General features: G+C 60.0%; 12 protein-coding genes and 1 pseudogene. 2 read left to right on the top strand and 11 right to left on the bottom strand.

Annotation, left to right across the window (positions count from 1 at the left end; all coding sequences use genetic code 11):
- Positions 1-19 precede the first annotated feature (19 nt).
- Positions 20-6,142 (top strand): NEL-type E3 ubiquitin ligase domain-containing protein, encoded by a 6,123-nt coding sequence (locus BK659_RS03425; protein ID WP_148050414.1) that lies wholly within the window; start codon positions 20-22, stop codon positions 6,140-6,142.
- Between the two features lie 72 nt (positions 6,143-6,214).
- On the opposite strand, the gene ureC is transcribed toward BK659_RS03425, so the two are convergent.
- The 7 genes from ureC to urtE all read right to left on the bottom strand — a co-directional run bounded on the left by ureC (position 6,215) and on the right by urtE (position 11,517).
- Positions 6,215-7,915 (bottom strand): urease subunit alpha, encoded by a 1,701-nt coding sequence (ureC, locus tag BK659_RS03420; RefSeq protein ID WP_123423725.1) that lies wholly within the window; start codon positions 7,913-7,915, stop codon positions 6,215-6,217.
- Positions 7,916-8,088: 173 nt separating this feature from the next.
- Complete coding sequence (locus BK659_RS03415) at positions 8,089-8,397, bottom strand: urease subunit beta (protein ID WP_123423724.1); 309 nt, start codon at positions 8,395-8,397, stop codon at positions 8,089-8,091.
- Entirely contained in the window at positions 8,394-8,927 is a 534-nt protein-coding gene (locus BK659_RS03410) for a GNAT family N-acetyltransferase (protein WP_123423723.1), read from the bottom strand. Before BK659_RS03410 ends, BK659_RS03415 begins: the two co-directional genes overlap by 4 nt.
- A 6-nt stretch (positions 8,928-8,933) precedes the next feature.
- On the bottom strand, positions 8,934-9,467 hold the full coding sequence (locus BK659_RS03405; protein ID WP_123423722.1) for a GNAT family N-acetyltransferase: 534 nt from the start codon (positions 9,465-9,467) through the stop codon (positions 8,934-8,936).
- 9 nt (positions 9,468-9,476) lie between these two features.
- On the bottom strand, positions 9,477-9,779 hold the full coding sequence (ureA, locus tag BK659_RS03400) for an urease subunit gamma (RefSeq protein WP_123423721.1): 303 nt from the start codon (positions 9,777-9,779) through the stop codon (positions 9,477-9,479).
- Positions 9,780-9,936: 157 nt separating this feature from the next.
- Positions 9,937-10,764: an urease accessory protein UreD gene (locus BK659_RS03395; RefSeq protein ID WP_185015282.1), complete on the bottom strand. Its 828-nt coding sequence runs from the start codon at positions 10,762-10,764 to the stop codon at positions 9,937-9,939.
- A 54-nt stretch (positions 10,765-10,818) separates the two neighbouring features.
- Positions 10,819-11,517: an urea ABC transporter ATP-binding subunit UrtE gene (urtE, locus tag BK659_RS03390; RefSeq protein WP_123423719.1), complete on the bottom strand. Its 699-nt coding sequence runs from the start codon at positions 11,515-11,517 to the stop codon at positions 10,819-10,821.
- Positions 11,518-11,549: 32 nt separating this feature from the next.
- On the opposite strand from urtE, the pseudogene BK659_RS28150 reads away from it, so the two are divergent.
- Positions 11,550-11,636: pseudogene (locus BK659_RS28150) on the top strand (DUF4381 domain-containing protein); the annotation flags it as partial.
- 23 nt (positions 11,637-11,659) lie between these two features.
- Here the strand turns inward: BK659_RS28150 and urtD are convergent.
- From urtD to urtA, 4 genes are all read right to left on the bottom strand, one after another.
- Entirely contained in the window at positions 11,660-12,520 is an 861-nt protein-coding gene (gene urtD / locus BK659_RS03380; RefSeq protein ID WP_123423718.1) for an urea ABC transporter ATP-binding protein UrtD, read from the bottom strand.
- Positions 12,517-13,596 carry an urea ABC transporter permease subunit UrtC gene (gene urtC / locus BK659_RS03375; protein WP_123423717.1) on the bottom strand — a complete coding sequence of 360 codons (1,080 nt, stop codon included), beginning with the start codon at positions 13,594-13,596 and terminating at the stop codon, positions 12,517-12,519. The genes urtD and urtC overlap by 4 nt, the downstream gene beginning before the upstream one ends.
- On the bottom strand, positions 13,596-15,098 hold the full coding sequence (gene urtB, locus BK659_RS03370; RefSeq protein WP_123423716.1) for an urea ABC transporter permease subunit UrtB: 1,503 nt from the start codon (positions 15,096-15,098) through the stop codon (positions 13,596-13,598). Before urtB ends, urtC begins: the two co-directional genes overlap by 1 nt.
- A 161-nt stretch (positions 15,099-15,259) precedes the next feature.
- Positions 15,260-16,525 carry an urea ABC transporter substrate-binding protein gene (gene urtA, locus BK659_RS03365; protein WP_123423715.1) on the bottom strand — a complete coding sequence of 422 codons (1,266 nt, stop codon included), beginning with the start codon at positions 16,523-16,525 and terminating at the stop codon, positions 15,260-15,262.
- Between the last annotated feature and the right edge of the window lie 90 nt (positions 16,526-16,615).

The following is a 16,615-nucleotide window of genomic DNA, read 5'->3' as shown; positions in this document are numbered from 1 at the left end:
CGGTTGTTTTTGCCTCGATGTGAAGGCGCAATCCTTCGCATCGAGGGTGCTGAAAGAGTTGCATCGAAAAAAACCATTAAGGAGCTATGCGATGACTACGTTGCAAGGAAGCAACGACGCCCTTCGATCGGGCTCGTTAAATACTGAAGAACACGGCCCCAATACCGAGTTTATAAAAAATGCCATCCCGGACTGGCTGATCAGGGCCACGCCTGCAAGGCGCGAGGCCTTTCGACAAGCCCCCGCGCAGATTCTGGACTGGTACAAAAACGCCACGGTCGAGCAGCGCCAAGAGATAAAGCGCTTGACCGAGGCGAGCATCAAGTCGCAGACCGCTCTCGATAAAGTCATGGCCAGGGTGCAAGACATCAAGACCTTCGCCCAGCCTTTGTTAATTAATGCGTTGTACCAACGATGTAATGTGACGCTGGATGTCAATAAAACCTGTTTGAGGTTAATGAAGCCTCTGACCGTCGGGCCGCTGGGTATAAAGATCGGTGCCTTCCCGGTCATGACAGTGTCGTTGCTGGACGCGGCGCTTCATAACTTCGAAGCGTTTGAAAACGACAGAGGGGCATTCGACGACTCGTCAGGTTTCGTGACTGAACCGGACCGGGATGGAAAGTTTGAAACGATCACAACCACGCTAACGGCCCAGAACTTTATAGCGGTGTGCCGCACGCTGGATATCGGTCAAAAATATCAGGACTATCTCAAGTCTGTTCTGCTGTCTGGCGAACCCGTTGCCGAAGCCTATCTATCGCTCAAGTTTATCGCGTGTCAGAAGGATGCATTGAAAGCCGCCGCTTACATGGCATTGGTCAAGAACGATATCGAACCGAATGATTACAACATCATTCTTTCGGCAATTGCCGGCGAAAAAAAGGTCATGAACGGCAACACGCCGGTCTGGTTCTGGGAGCCGGTGATTCTGCACAAGATACTCACCGGATGTCTGGCGTTCGTAACGGTCGAAGCGCACCGCAGGGACATAAAAGAAGTCATTTTGTACATCCCTCATGATCCCGAACATCCGGTAAAGAAATACCGGGGAATGGAAGCGCCTGATGAACTGACCCGTCAGTTATTGGCACCGAGCAAGGCATCCGAAAAGTCCGGTGCCACTGATTATTCGGACTTTCTGAGCCAGTTCCTTGACTACAAGGATCGTCCGTATTTTTTCAATCGCCTCACGAAGGAAGCCGCCGATGCACCTTCGGACCCATTGGCCCTCTTTCGTTCCACGATCACCGGGGAATTCATATCGATAACCGGTGGAGCGCTGGGCACGAGTCTGACGCCGAACGAGCTACCACCGGCAAAGCCGGCGCCACGTGTGCCCGTGACTGAGCTGGATATACGTCTGGCCTACCGCAACAGAGACGGCTATTGGGCCGAAAACGCTGACCTGTGGGCGCAACTCTATCAACGTTCGAGGGACAAGATTATCTCGGATGCCCGCAGCCACGCGGTTCCGACCTCTGATGCCGATGCCAAGAGCCGCGCCGACAGGATCGCCCATCTGCTGGAAGGCGCAATGGCTGCCCTGAATCTGGTGTCGATGTTTGTACCGGTGCTGGGGGAAGTCATGTTGGTGGTCATGGCGGGTCAATTGATGTACGAAACGCTTGAGGGCTCCATCGAGTGGAGCGAAGGCGATCGGGAAGCCGCCTGGGCGCATTTGAGTGACGTGGCCGAGAACCTCGCGCTGATAGGCGTGATGGCTGTGGGCGGGCGGGCTCTCAAGGGTGTGAAGGCTTCGCCCTTTGTCGACAGCCTGAAACCGGTTCAATTGCCTTCGGGCGAAACCCGCCTGTGGAAACCGGATCCGACACCCTACGGGGCGAGTGTCTATCTGCCGGAAGATTCGGTGCACAACGAGTCGGGTTTGCACCAGGTCGGCGGTCAGGAGGTTCTGCCCCTGGGCAATCAGCTTTATGTGGTGAAAGAGAACCCGGCCACGGGTGAGTATCGTATCCAGCATCCGGGACGGCCTGATGCTTATCATCCCCTCGTCGAGCACAACGGTGACGGTGCCTGGGTTCATGAAGGAGAAGAGCCGTTGAGCTGGGAAGGTCCGACGCTGATGCGCAGGCTGGGCTATCGTTCGGACGCGTTTACCGACACTCAGCTGGAACAGGTTCGGATCGCCAGTGGCATCGAACAGGACCAGTTGCGCCGGATGCATGTCGAACAGGAGCCACCCTCAGCGCTGTTGACCGATACGCTCACGCGCTTTCGGATCGATCGGGACATTGAAACCTTCAGCAGGCAGATCGGCAGCGATGATCCGAGTGTTTACGCAAAGGCAGATATACGCCTGCAATTTCAGGTCATGGACAGTCAAGAACTGATACCGGGGCGCCCGCCGGTGCGGGTCATGGACAGCCAGGCGAACATTCTCTGGGAGGACCCGTCAGGCAGCGGCTCGTCACCGCGCAGGCTGGACATGGTGCTGAGTGAGTCGAGTCTGGCGAGGGGCCAGTTGCTCAAGTCGCTGCTGGAGACACTCGAGGCGCAAGGTGTCGATCTTGCACAGGCTCCGGGAGAGCCGGGAACGTCAATGGACCTGCGGGCCACGGCACTGCGCAAGGAAATCGCCCGTGGCGTGCAACGTAGAAAAGCCACGTTGTTCGAATCGCTCTATCGAAAGCAGGACGCCGTGGTGGATGCTTACGGACGGCGGATAAAGGCTTTTTTCCCGAAGTTGCCGGGGGCGGTCGTTAATCAGATTATCGAGGGCGCGACCACGCAAGAGCTGGCTGGACTCGGCGAACCCGGGCCCTTGCCCCAGCGGATTTATGAGCAAGCCCGCTGGTGCCGGCAAGAGTTGCGCGTGGCACGGGCCTATGAAGGGTTCTATCTCGATGCTTCTTCCAATCTGGACGGCCAGCGACTGGCCCTGCGTAGCCTGGCAACACTGCCGGGCTGGCCGAAGGATGTGCGCTTCGAATTGCGTGAATACTGGGCGAAGGGGCGATTGATTGACGCGGTCGGTGCGCCGGATGCACCCGTGCGCAAGGTACTGGTATCCGCTGAAAACGGTCTGTATGGAGCGGATGCTTCCGAAGGTCTTTATTCGGCGGTGCTGCAGGCCTTGTCGGAAGATCAACGCCTGGCGCTCGGGTTCACCGAGCAGGAGGCCGAAAGTCTGAAGCAGACCGTGCAACGAACGCCATTGTCGCGAGACTCGTTCAGGGATGTGCTTGCGCAGCATCGTCAACTGCGGCCTGCTTTCGATCCGGAAAACAAACTGCTCGGCGGCGCCGGTTATCCCTTGCCGAGTGCGCTGCAGGTCGCCAGTTTTTTCAAAACCAGCCGGGCACGGGTTCGCAAGCTGTTCCCCAGTTTCCAGGACGCCGATGTCGAAACGTTTATCCAGTCGCTGGGACCCGATCCCCGCAGCTCATTGACCCGGCTGGAAGCCGAGTATGCAACCTTGAAACGCGAATTGAAGGCTTGGGTTTTTGAGCATCGTTCGCCAAGCCTGGGGATCAAAGGGACACCGCAGTCCTACGTGGCCAGCAAGATCAAACGCTGCTGGCGCCGGGAAACAGGTTCAACACTGAAGATCGATCATTGGGTAGAGCTACCGGCGTTGAGCGTGGATTTCGATCATATTGAGGAACTGACATTCATATCGGGGGGTTTCAGGGCACGGACCGACGGCTTCCTCAAGGGCTTCAAGAACCTCAAACGGTTGACGATCAATCGCGCATCGGAGGGCCTTACCCAGCTGCCCGAGAGCATCGGCCAGATGAAAGGCCTGACCCACCTGGATCTGAACTGGCAATCGATCGTGCTGACCGAACAGAGTGCCAATTTGCTCGGCGGGATGGGTACCCTTGAAGTGTTGAAACTCAACGGCAACCCGCTTGGCAGGTTGCCGGACTTCAGCACCATGCCGCGGTTACAGGAAGTGCGCCTGGAGAGAACGGCAATCGACCAGTGGCCCGTGGGGTTGCGTGATCAAAGCGGTCTGCGCACGGTCGATCTGCGTAACAACCGCTTGCGTGAGGTGCCGCACGCGCTGCTCAATCCGGCCGCCGAACAGCTTGAAGCGGTCGCGAGGGTCAACCGGGTGACGCTGCTGGAAGGCAATCCGTTCACCCGCCAAAGCGCGCTGCAACTCTGGGACTTTCGGCAACGCTTGATGCAGACGCATCCCGAGTGGCTGGAAGGGGGGCTGGAGGGGGCGTTTGAAGTCAATCCGCCTTTGCACCGCCGGTATCGCGCTGTCTATCCGGATGCTACCTATGGGCAGGTCGAAGACTACTTCAACGGGTTGGGCACCGAGGTACGAATCGAAGCAGAAGTGGTTCGGCAGGAAGCGGCGTTTCGCAGACTGAACAGCCAGTTGTCCGAGTGGGCATACACGGGTGAAGAACCCCAGCAATACGTCTATGTGAGAAACCGGGCAAACCTGGGCCTCAGGGAAGATCGCTATTTAGCCGCCGACCGTATTCGCGCCTGCTGGCAGAGGCGCACACAACCAGTGCTCGCCTATGACGGATCGCCGATCGGTCTTGAACTTGACCTCAGTGGTCTGATGTTGCCGAACCTGCCTGAGCTCGACGCCGATTTCAGTCATGTCGGGTCTCTGAAACTGAGCAACATGAGACTGACCGTCACGCCAGAAGCTTTTTTGCGGCGTAACAGTGGTGTGCGCTGGCTCGATCTGTCGGGTAACCAGCTGACAGAGTTACCCCGGGCACTGAATGAAATGAATGGCTTGACCCGGTTGTTCTTGCAGGACAACCGGATTCGGCTGACGCCGGAGACCGCCCGGATACTGGCAGAGCGAACCACACTCAGAGCCTTGAGTCTGTACGGCAATCCGTTGGGCATGGCGCCTGACTTCAGTCACCTTACGGATATGCGTAGTTTAACGTTGGGGGCGACCGGTATTGATACCTGGCCAGTCGGATTGGCCGAGCAGCCTGCGCTCGATGGCATTGATCTGAGCTACAACCGGATTGTGACGATTCCGGACAGTCTCATCGCGCCTTCCTCCGAGCGCCTTGAGCAGTCAGCGCGCATCAATAATGTCACTTACATTCAGGGTAATCCGCTTTCCGAGGCGACTCAGGGCCAGTTGGTCGAATACTGGAGTCGACTTGAACACGAGCGCCCTGACCTGTACCTGGAACGCAGGCAAAATACGGGCGCCCGGGCGTTCGAATACCGAGCGCCTGCCCCGAGGGATACGGCTGTCCCTTTGGCGGCTGAAACAGAGGCGGCTCTCGGACGTTGGACTCTGGACATGTCTATCGAGCTGTTGGCGACCAGAAGAACTCAATGGCGTACGTTATCCGCTCAACGGGAATCAGCGGGGTTCTTCTCGGTACTCGCTGATCTCCAAGAGTCCGGTGCCGGTCACGAGGATCTCCAGCAACGGGTATGGGGGGTTATCGACAGCGTCACGCAGCCCAACCTCGAGTCCGAACAGCTGCGCGAGGCAATGTTCGAATGGGCGGGAAGGCCGGCCTGCTGTGATCGCGCCGCCTTGTCGTTCAGTAATCTGGAAATCATGGCCATGGTCTACAAGGCCCGGACGTTGGCCCTGGACGGGCAGCAAGGCGCGGCCCTGCTGAAGTTGTCCAGAGGCTTGTTTCGCCTGGACAAGGTCGAGAAGATCGCACTTTCCGATATCGATCGACGCACAGCGGCAATCAATGCCACGCCTGGGTGGTCGTCGGCTCAGAAAGCGCGGCACATCAAGCTTCTGGAAGAGGTTGAGATAAGGCTGGCCTACCGCTTCGGTCTGAAGGACCGGCTCGGTCTGCCAGGGCAGCCGCAATATGTCCGGTTTACCCGCCTGGGCCGCGTTACGCCGCAGATGCTTGATAGCGCACAAGCTCAAGTACTGGCCCTGGACAACTCACCTGAAGAGCTCCAGGCACTGGTTGAACGCGATTTCTGGAAGAGTTATCTGGCGAACAAGTACACATCGCAATTCGAAACGCAGCAAACGCCCTACCAGACAAAACAGGCTAGCCTGTACGAAACACTGGAGTCGGGAGAACTCTCGCAGGCTTCGTATAAAGAACAGTCCGCCGACCTGGATGCCCAATTGCAAATCGAGGAGGCAGCACTGGTCGAGACGCTGACTCGACAAGAGCTGGCTGAAAACCCGCTTTAAGGAACGGGTGATACAACAGTAGAACCCTGAGTGTGTGTGGGTGCACTCAGGGTTTTTCTTGTGGCTTGAACTTCAGAACAGGAAGTAGCGCTGCGCCATGGGCAACACCTCCGCCGGCTCGCACCACAGCAATACGCCGTCGGCCTTGACCTGATAAGTCTGTGGGTCGACATCGATGTTCGGCAAGTAGTCGTTGTGGATCAGGTCGGTTTTCTGCACCTCGCGGCAGCCTTTGACCACGGCGATTTTCTTCTTCAAACCCAAGGCTTCAGGTAAGCCGGCGTCTTGTGCCGCCTGGCTGATGAAGGTCAGGCTGGTGGCGTGCAATGAGCCGCCAAAGCTTGCGAACATCGGTCGGTAATGCACCGGTTGCGGCGTCGGGATCGAGGCGTTGGCGTCGCCCATCAGGCTGGCGGCGATGGCGCCGCCCTTGAGAATCAATGTCGGTTTCACGCCGAAAAACGCCGGGCGCCAGAGCACCAGATCAGCCCATTTACCGACTTCGATAGAGCCCACTTCATGGCTGATGCCGTGGGTGATGGCCGGGTTGATGGTGTATTTGGCGATGTAGCGTTTGGCGCGGAAGTTGTCGTTGCCCTCGCCATCACCCGGCAGCGGGCCACGCTGCTTTTTCATCTTGTCGGCGGTTTGCCAGGTGCGCGTGATGACTTCGCCGACGCGGCCCATGGCCTGGCTGTCGGAGCTGATCATCGAGAAGGCTCCGAGGTCGTGAAGGATGTCTTCGGCGGCGATGGTTTCGCGGCGGATGCGGCTTTCGGCGAAGGCCACGTCTTCGGCGATGCTCGGGTCCAGGTGGTGGCAGACCATCAGCATGTCGAGGTGCTCGTCGATGGTGTTGCGGGTGAACGGCCGGGTCGGGTTGGTCGAACTCGGCAGCACGTTGGCGAAACCGCAGGCCTTGATGATGTCCGGCGCATGACCGCCACCGGCCCCTTCGGTGTGGTAGGTGTGGATGGTCCGGCCCTTGAAGGCGGCGAGGGTGGTTTCAACGAAACCCGACTCGTTGAGGGTGTCGGTGTGAATCGCCACTTGCACGTCGAACTGGTCGGCGACGCTCAGGCAGTTGTCGATGCTCGCCGGTGTGGTGCCCCAATCTTCGTGCAATTTGAGGCCGATGGCGCCGGCCTTGACCTGCTCGATCAGCGGCTCCGGCAGGCTGGCGTTGCCCTTGCCGGTGAGGCCGATGTTCATCGGGAAGGCGTCTGCCGCCTGAAGCATCCGCGCCAGGTGCCATGGGCCTGAGGTGCAGGTGGTGGCGTTGGTGCCCGTCGCTGGTCCCGTGCCGCCGCCGATCATGGTGGTGACGCCGCTCATCAGTGCTTCTTCGATCTGCTGCGGGCAGATGAAGTGGATGTGCGTGTCGATGCCGCCTGCGGTGAGGATCATGCCTTCGCCGGCGATCACTTCGGTGCTGGCGCCGATGGCGATGGTCACGTTGGGCTGCACGTCCGGGTTGCCGGCCTTGCCGATGGCCGCAATGCGTCCGTCCTTGAGGCCGACGTCGGCTTTGACGATGCCCCAGTGGTCGATGATCAGCGCGTTGGTGATCAGCGTGTCGACAACTTCGGCGGCGAGCAATTGGCTTTGGCCCTGACCGTCGCGGATCACTTTGCCGCCGCCGAATTTCACTTCTTCGCCGTAGGTGGTGAAATCCTTTTCGACTTCGATCCACAGCTCGGTGTCGGCCAGACGGACCTTGTCGCCGACGGTGGGGCCGAACATGTCGACGTAGGCTTGTCTTGAGATTTTCATGGGCTTGCCTTGGGATTCAATTGGGTTTGGGACCGCTCGCGTTGCTCGCTATCGCAGCCTCGCGTTGCTCGACAGCTCCTACGGGGGTGTTCACACAAATTTTCGGTGCTCTCGGCCCCTGTAGGAGCTGTCGAGCAACGCGAGGCTGCGATCTTTTGGGCGCGCCGCAGATGTCAGTCGAGGTCGCCCATGATCCGCCCGGCAAACCCGAACACCCGGCGATGTCCGGCCAGGTCCACCAACTCGACCTCGCGGCGTTGTCCCGGTTCGAAGCGCACGGCGGTGCCGGCCGGGATGTTCAGGCGCATGCCGCGGCTGGCGGCACGGTCGAATGTCAGGGCGTCGTTGGTTTCGAAAAAGTGGTAGTGCGAACCGACCTGAATCGGCCGGTCACCGCTGTTGGCCACGGTCAGGCTCAGGGTGCGACGGCCGGCGTTGAGCTCGATATCGCCGGGCTGGATCTGAAATTCGCCAGGAATCATTCGGGTTGTTCCAGAGTCTTGAAGTAAATGGCGGTCGGGGTGTAACGGCCGTCCGGGCTTTGGCAGTAGTTGGGCAGCTCACCGACGCGGGTGTAGCCCAGGGACTGATAGAACGCTTCGGCCGGTGAGCCGGCTTCGGTGTCGAGGTACAGCAGGCCACGTTTGTACTGACGCGCGGTAAGCTCCAGCACTTCCATCAGCTGCTGAGCAAGGCCACGTCGCCGCGCCCTGTGCAGCACCTGCAGTTTTTTTACTTCGGCACGATTGCGGCCGTTGGCTTTCTGGCACAGGGCCAGTTGCACGCTGGCCAGGACCTTTTCATCGTGAACGACTACCCACAGCAACAGACTGCCGTCCTCAAGGTCAGCCTGGACACTGTTGATGTAGGCGCGAGCCTGGGCGTCATCAATGTCGGCCATGAAGCCGATAGAGGCGCCGTGCTTTACGGCGTCAAACAGCAAATCGATCAAGCCCTGACGGTAGTGCGCAAAGCTCTCGGCGTTCACGCGTCGCAGTTGGGCAGTGTTCATGGTGTATCACTCCTTGTTGGCGACAGGCGGCTCCGCGCCCGGGTTGAGAGTCAGCTGCATGAAGGTCAGGTCGAGCCAGCGGCCGAACTTGGTGCCCACTTGCGGCATGTGCCCGGTGGTGACGAAACCGACCCGTTCGTGCAGGCGAATCGAGGCGGTGTTAGCGCTTTCGATGGCGGCGACCATCACATGTTTATTGCAGCTCTTGGCGCGTTCGATCAGTTCGTCCATCAACTGCGGGCCGAGGCCATTGCCGCGCTGATCGCTGCGCACGTACACCGAATGTTCGACTGTGTGGCGGAACCCGTCGAACGGCCGCCAGTCACCGAACGAAGCGTAGCCGAGCACGTTGTTGTCGGCGTCGACGATTACCAGCACAGGATAGCCCTGGGATTGCCGGGCGCTGAACCAGGCCTGGCGGTTACCGAGGTCCACGGCCTGTTCGTTCCAGATCGCCGTCGTATTGAGGACGGCGTCGTTGTAGATGTCGCGGATCGCCGGCAGGTCGGCGTGCACGGCATCACGGATGTGATAAGTCATGGCGCGGCCTCAGACGATGGGTTGATGGACGGTGACCAGTTTGGTGCCGTCGGGAAAGGTCGCCTCGACCTGGATCTCCGGGATCATTTCCGGGATGCCTTCCATCACTTGTTCGCGGTTCAGCAGGGTGGTGCCGTAGTGCATGAGTTCGGCCACGGTCTGGCCGTCACGCGCACCTTCGAGCAGCGCCGCGCAAATGTAGGCCATGGCTTCCGGGTAGTTGAGTTTCACGCCGCGCGCCAAACGCCGCTCGGCGACGAGGCCGGCGGTGAAGATCAGCAGCTTGTCTTTTTCGCGTGGGGTCAGGTCCATCGTTAGAAATCCGTATTGGGCAGTAAAAAAGGTATTCGGGCTGTGAATACAAACCCTGTGGGAGCGAGCTTGCTCGCGATGAGGCCATCACATTCAACAAAGATGTTGGCTGCAAGATCGCCATCGCGAGCAAGCTCGCTCCCACAAAAAGCACACATCAGGTGCTCCAGATTCTGGGTGGGACTGCTTCGCGGCCGAGCAACGCCGGGCGCAGCAACTTCCACAAATCAATCAACCAGCCGCGTGCCAGTAACGCTTCACTGGCCAGGCATCTGGCAACCAACAAACCTGGCAACTGGCTCAGATCCCCGCGCACGTCATTGGTCAACGAACGGCAGGCCTCCAGCAATTCGCTGTCGATTTCTCCGGTCACCAGCAACGTTGCAAACACCGGCTGCCCATCGAGCCCTATCGGTGAATCAAGCAAACCGTCATCCCCGACAATGCGCTGGCGTTCGTGCCAGAGCAACTGGCCGTCGCGGCGGATTTCCAGCTGTGACTGAAAATGCCCGTGTTCGAAGCGTTCGCCGCTGGCTGGCCGGCCCAGCGCCACCACGTCCCAGTAAAACAACCGCGCGTCACCTTGCAGTTCAATAGACGTGCTGAGCTCCGCCTGGGCGGCGCTGAAGACGATGGTTTCTTGCGGTAGCCACTCCAGCGTAGCGCCGGCCGCGACGTGCAAATCGAGCTGCTGATAGGCTGGTCCGGCGGCGCGATACCACTTGGCGGCACCGGGGCTGGTCAACTGCGCCCACGCGTCGGCACCGACGCAAGCAGTAATGTCCAGCCGATCACCGCCAGCAATGCCGCCCGGCGGGTGAACGATGATGTGCTGGCACACCTCGGGGCCTTCGGCGTACAGGTGCTTTTGCACCCGCAGCGGGCCCTTGTGGCGGCGTTGGACCGGGCGCGTGCTGTCGCCGAATCGCGCGTAGCCGAGTTCCAGCTCGGCGTGCCAGCTTGGGGTAAACAGCGCTGCAGTGATTGAAATAGGGGCAGGGACAGTCATAAATTCTAATTATCGTCAGGACGCTTCAGACTAGATCGTAACCAGCCCGCGCACACCTTCGGCTTCCATATTTTCTCCGCGACCTTGCTGGACAATCTCGCCCCGGGACATCACCAGGTATTGATCGGCCAGCTCGGCGGCGAAATCGTAGAACTGCTCGACCAACAGGATCGCCATGTCACCACGGGCTGCGAGTTTTTTGATCACTGCGCCAATCTCCTTGATCACCGACGGCTGAATGCCTTCGGTAGGCTCATCGAGGATCAGCAAGCGTGGTCGACTGGCCAGCGCTCGGCCAATGGCCAACTGTTGCTGCTGACCACCCGACAGATCGCCGCCGCGACGCTGCTTCATTTGCAACAACACCGGGAACAGCTCGTAGATGAACGCCGGGACTTCCCTGGCCTCGGAGCCCGGGAAGCGGGACAGACCCATCAGCAGATTTTCCTCCACTGTCAGCCGCCCGAAAATCTCCCGGCCCTGCGGCACGTAAGCAATACCGGCGTGAACCCGTTGATGCGGCTTGAACGAGGTGATGGCCTTGTCTTCCCAGTTCACCGCGCCGCCCGATGCGGGCAGCAGGCCCATCAGGCATTTGAGCAGGGTGGTTTTGCCGACGCCGTTGCGCCCGAGCAGGCAGGTGACTTCACCGACCTTCACCTCAAAGCTCAGCCCCCGCAGAATGTGGCTACCGCCGTAGTACTGGTGCAGCTTGTCGACTTGCAGCATGTTCAAATTCCTTGTAGTTCACACCGCCCCCTGTGGGAGCGAGCTTGCTCGCGAAGGCGCAGGCACATTCAACACATGAGTCGCATGACACACCGCTATCGCGAGCAAGCTCGCTCCCACATAAAAGCAGTGCTCATAGAATTCAGCGGCCGAGGTAAACCTCGATCACCCGTTCGTTATCCTGCACCTGTGCAAGCGACCCTTCGGCCAGCACGCTGCCTTGGTGCAACACGGTGACGTGGTCGGCAATCGAGCCGACGAAGCCCATGTCGTGTTCCACCACCATCAGCGAATGCTTGCCGGCCAGGCGCTTGAACAGCTCGGCGGTGAATTCGGTTTCGGCGTCGGTCATGCCCGCCACCGGTTCATCGAGCAGCAGCAGATGCGGGTCTTGCATCAGCAGCATGCCGATTTCCAGAAACTGCTTCTGTCCATGCGACAGCAGGCCGGCCGGGCGATTGACCGAGCTGGTCAGGCGAATGGTTTCCAGCACCTCGCAGATCCGGTCTCGTTGTTCGCCATTGAGTTTTGCCCGCAAACTGGCCCACACCGACTTGTCGGTTTTCTGCGCCAGTTCAAGGTTTTCAAACACGCTCAAGGCTTCGAACACGGTCGGCTTCTGGAACTTGCGGCCGATCCCGGCCTGGGCGATCTGCACTTCACTCATCTGTGTCAGGTCCAGGGTTTCACCAAACCAGGCCTTGCCGTGGCTGGGTCGGGTCTTGCCGGTGATCACGTCCATCAACGTGGTTTTGCCCGCGCCGTTGGGGCCGATGATGCAGCGCAGTTCGCCGACACCGATGTACAGGTTCAGATCGTTCAGGGCCTTGAAACCATCGAAGCTGACGCTGATGTCTTCAAGCGTGAGGATCGTGCCGTGGAGGGTGTTCAGGCCTGAGCCTACGCGTTGGCCGAGGCCGATGGTGTCGCGACTGCTGCCGGCGTCTTTGTTCGGTTCGAGGATCGGCTCAAGCATGAATTCCGCCGTCGGTGTGATTCTCATTGCTCGCTCCTTTTCTTCAGCAAACCGATCACGCCTTTGGGCAGGTACAGGGTTACGACGATGAACAGCGCGCCGAGGAAGAACAGCCAGTATTCGGGGAACGCCACGGTGAACCAGCTCTTCATGCCATTGACCACACCCGCGCCGAGCAGCGGTCCGATCAATGTGCCGCGCCCGCCGAGCGCGACCCACACGGCGGCTTCGATGGAGTTGGTCGGCGACATTTCGCTGGGGTTGATGATTCCCACTTGCGGCACATACAGCGCACCGGCCAGGCCGCACAACACCGCGCTCAAGACCCAGACAAACAGCTTGAAACCGCGTGGGTCGTAACCGCAGAACATCAGCCGGTTTTCCGCATCGCGCAGGGCGGTCAGTACCCGACCAAATTTGCTTTGCGCCAGACGCCAGCCGATGAACAGGCTGGCGACCAGCAACAGCACGGTGGCGACGAACAGCACCGCGCGAGTGCCCGGTTCAGTGATGCCGAAGCCGAGGATCGTGCGGAAGTTGGTGAAGCCGTTGTTGCCGCCAAACCCGGTCTCGTTGCGGAAAAACAGCAGCATCCCGGCGAAGGTCAGGGCCTGGGTCATGATCGAGAAGTACACGCCCTTGATCCGCGAGCGGAAGGCGAAGAAGCCGAACACCAGCGCCAGCAAACCCGGCGCCAGCACCACCAGGCACATCGCCCAGATAAAGCTGCTGGTGCCGGTCCAGTACCACGGCAGCTCGGTCCACGAGAGGAAGGTCATGAACGCCGGCAGGCCATCGCCCGAAGCCTGGCGCATCAGGTACATGCCCATCGCGTAACCACCGAGGGCGAAGAACAGGCCATGGCCGAGCGAAAGCAAACCGGCGTATCCCCAGACCAAATCCAGGGCCAGCGCAACGATGGCGTAGCAGAGAATTTTGCCGACCAGCGTCAGGGTGTAGGCCGAGACATGCAGCGGGTTGTCCGGCGATACCAGCGAAAGCAGCGGCAGCGCCAGTAGCAGCGCGAGAATCACCGCGCCCATAGCGATCGTGACCTTGGGGCCGGCCTTTTGGGTGGCCGTAAGCATCAGGGGCTGGTTCATCAGTCGATCACCCGTCCTTTCAGTGCGAAGAGTCCTTGCGGGCGTTTCTGAATGAACAGAATGATCAGCGCGAGGATCAGGATCTTGCCAAGTACGGCACCGATTTGCGGTTCAAGAATCTTGTTGGCGATCCCCAGGCCGAACGCGGCGAGCACGCTGCCGGCCAGTTGGCCAACGCCGCCGAGCACCACCACCAGGAACGAGTCGATGATGTAGCTCTGGCCCAGATCCGGGCCGACGTTGCCGACCTGACTCAGGGCCACGCCGCCAAGCCCGGCGATACCCGAGCCGAGCCCAAAGGCGAGCATGTCGACGCGCCCGGTGGGTACGCCACAGCAGGCAGCCATGTTGCGATTCTGGGTGACCGCGCGCACGTTCAAGCCGAGGCGGGTCTTGTTCAGCAGCAGCCAGGTCAGTACCACCACAAACAGCGCGAACGCGATGATCACGATGCGGTTGTACGGCAGCACCAGATTGGGCAGTACCTGAATCCCGCCCGAGAGCCAGGCCGGGTTCGCCACTTCGACGTTTTGCGCACCGAACAGCAATCGGACCAGCTGAATCAGCATCAGGCTGATGCCCCAAGTGGCGAGCAGGGTTTCCAGTGGCCGACCATAGAGGTGGCGAATCACCGTGCGTTCCAGTGCCATACCGATGCCGGCGGTGACAAAAAACGCCACCGGCAATGCCACCAGCGGGTAGAACTCGATGGCTTGCGGCAGGAAGCGCTGGAACAGCAGCTGCACCACGTACGTGGAGTAGGCGCCGAGCATCAGCATCTCGCCATGGGCCATGTTGATCACCCCGAGCAGGCCGAAAGTGATCGCCAGACCGAGGGCGGCCAGCAACAGGATCGAACCCAGGGACATGCCGCTGAAGGCCTGGCCGAGCAATTCGCCGACCAGCAGTTTGCGTTTGACCTGGGCCAGGCTGGTTTCAGCTGCCGTGCGCACCGTGGCATCGGCTTCGACGCCGGGTTGGAGCAAGCCTTCGAGGCGGGTGCGGGCCAGTGGGTCGCCGGTTTCGCCGAGCAAGCGCACGGCCGCGAGGCGTACGGCCGGGTCACTGTCGACCAGTTGCAGGTTGGCCAGCGCCAGGCTCAGGGCGTCGTGAACGCTGGGGTCTTTTTCGCCCGCCAGTTGCTTATCGAGGAATTTCAGTTGCGCCGGTTTGGCACTTTTTTGCAGTTGCTGCGCGGCGCTCAAGCGCACTTTGGCGTCAGCGGCGAGCAGTTGGTGGCTGGCCAGCGCGGTGTCGACCAAGCCTCGCAGGCGGTTGTTCAGGCGCAGGGTTTTGGCTTCGCCGTCGACGGTCAACTGGCCCTGCTGCAAGGCGTTGATCAGTTCGATGCGCGCCGGATCGGGTTGCGCGGCCCAGGCTTCCAACAGCTTGGCTTGCTGCACGGGATTGGCCGCGACGAAATCTTCGGCGTCCCCGGCATTGGCGGCCATCGGCAACAACAGCGCGATGGCGAGGATGAAGCGGTAAAGGGCAGTGGGCATGTCATTGGCCTTACGCGGACAATGTGGGAGCGAGCTTGCTCGCGATAGCGGTGGGTCAGGCAACATTGATGTTGATTGATAAACCGTAATCGCGAGCAAGCTCGCTCCCACAGGAGTTGTGTCGGGCCCGGGCGTGGTGCTCGGGCCTGGCATCCAGTGGCTCAGTTGCTCTTCACCGCATACTCCGGCTTCTTGTCGTTACCCGGTATGAACGGGCTCCATGGCTGGGCGCGGATCGGCCCTTCGGTCTGCCATACCACGTTGAACTGACCGTTGGCCTGGATCTCGCCGATCATCACCGGCTTGTGCAGGTGGTGGTTGGTCTTGTCCATGGTCAGGGTGTAGCCGGACGGTGCGGCGAAGGTCTGGCCAGCCAAAGCTTCACGGACCTTGTCGACATCGGTGGATTTGGCTTTTTCTGCAGCCTGCGCCCACATGTGGATGCCGACGTAAGTGGCTTCCATCGGGTCGTTGGTCACGGCTTTATCGGCGCCCGGCAGGTTGTGTTTCTTGGCGTAGGCTTTCCAGTCGGCGACGAACTTCTGGTTCACCGGGTTCTCCACCGATTCGAAGTAGTTCCACGCGGCCAGGTTGCCCACCAGCGGTTTGGTGTCGATGCCGCGCAGTTCCTCTTCGCCCACCGAGAAGGCCACGACCGGTACGTCGGTGGCTTTCAGGCCCTGGTTGGCCAGTTCTTTATAGAACGGCACGTTGGAGTCGCCGTTGACCGTGGAAATGACCGCCGTCTTGCCGCCAGCCGAGAATTTTTTGATGTTGGCGACGATGGTTTGATAGTCGCTGTGACCGAACGGCGTATAGACCTCTTCGATGTCCTTGTCCGCCACACCTTTGGAGTGCAGGAACGAGCGCAGGATCTTGTTGGTGGTGCGCGGATAGACATAGTCGGTGCCGAGCAGGAAGTAACGCTTGGCGCTGCCGCCTTCTTCACTCATCAGGTATTCCACCGCCGGGATCGCCTGTTGGTTCGGCGCAGCGCCGGTGTAGAAGACGTTCGGCGACATCTCTTCGCCTTCGTACTGCACCGGGTAGAACAGCAGGCCGTTGAGCTCTTCGAACACCGGTAATACCGATTTACGCGACACCGATGTCCAGCAGCCGAACACCACCGCGACCTTGTCCTGGGTCAGCAATTGTCGGCCCTTTTCCGCGAACAGCGGCCAGTTCGACGCCGGGTCGACCACCACCGGTTCGAGCATCTTGCCGTTGACCCCGCCCTTGGCGTTGATCTCGTCGATGGTCATCAGCGCCATGTCTTTAAGCGAGGTTTCGGAGATCGCCATGGTCCCGGACAACGAGTGCAGGATCCCGACCTTGATGGTCTCGGCGGCCTGGATACTCCAGGTCATGCCCATCGCGGCAATGCTTGCCGATAGTGTGAAAGCCTTGATCAAACTGCGACGCTTCATTGTGCGATCTCCATGAACTTATGAGTTTTCTTGGTTGGCAGATGCGGACTACTGAAGGGTCTTTAGCAAGGGCTGTGCCCGGTTGGGGAA

Source organism: Pseudomonas brassicacearum, from assembly GCF_003732225.1.
In the GTDB taxonomy this organism is placed as follows: domain Bacteria; phylum Pseudomonadota; class Gammaproteobacteria; order Pseudomonadales; family Pseudomonadaceae; genus Aquipseudomonas; species Aquipseudomonas brassicacearum_E.
The sequence above is the reverse complement of the archived record's forward strand: the minus strand, read 5'-3'. Positions and strand labels throughout refer to the sequence as shown.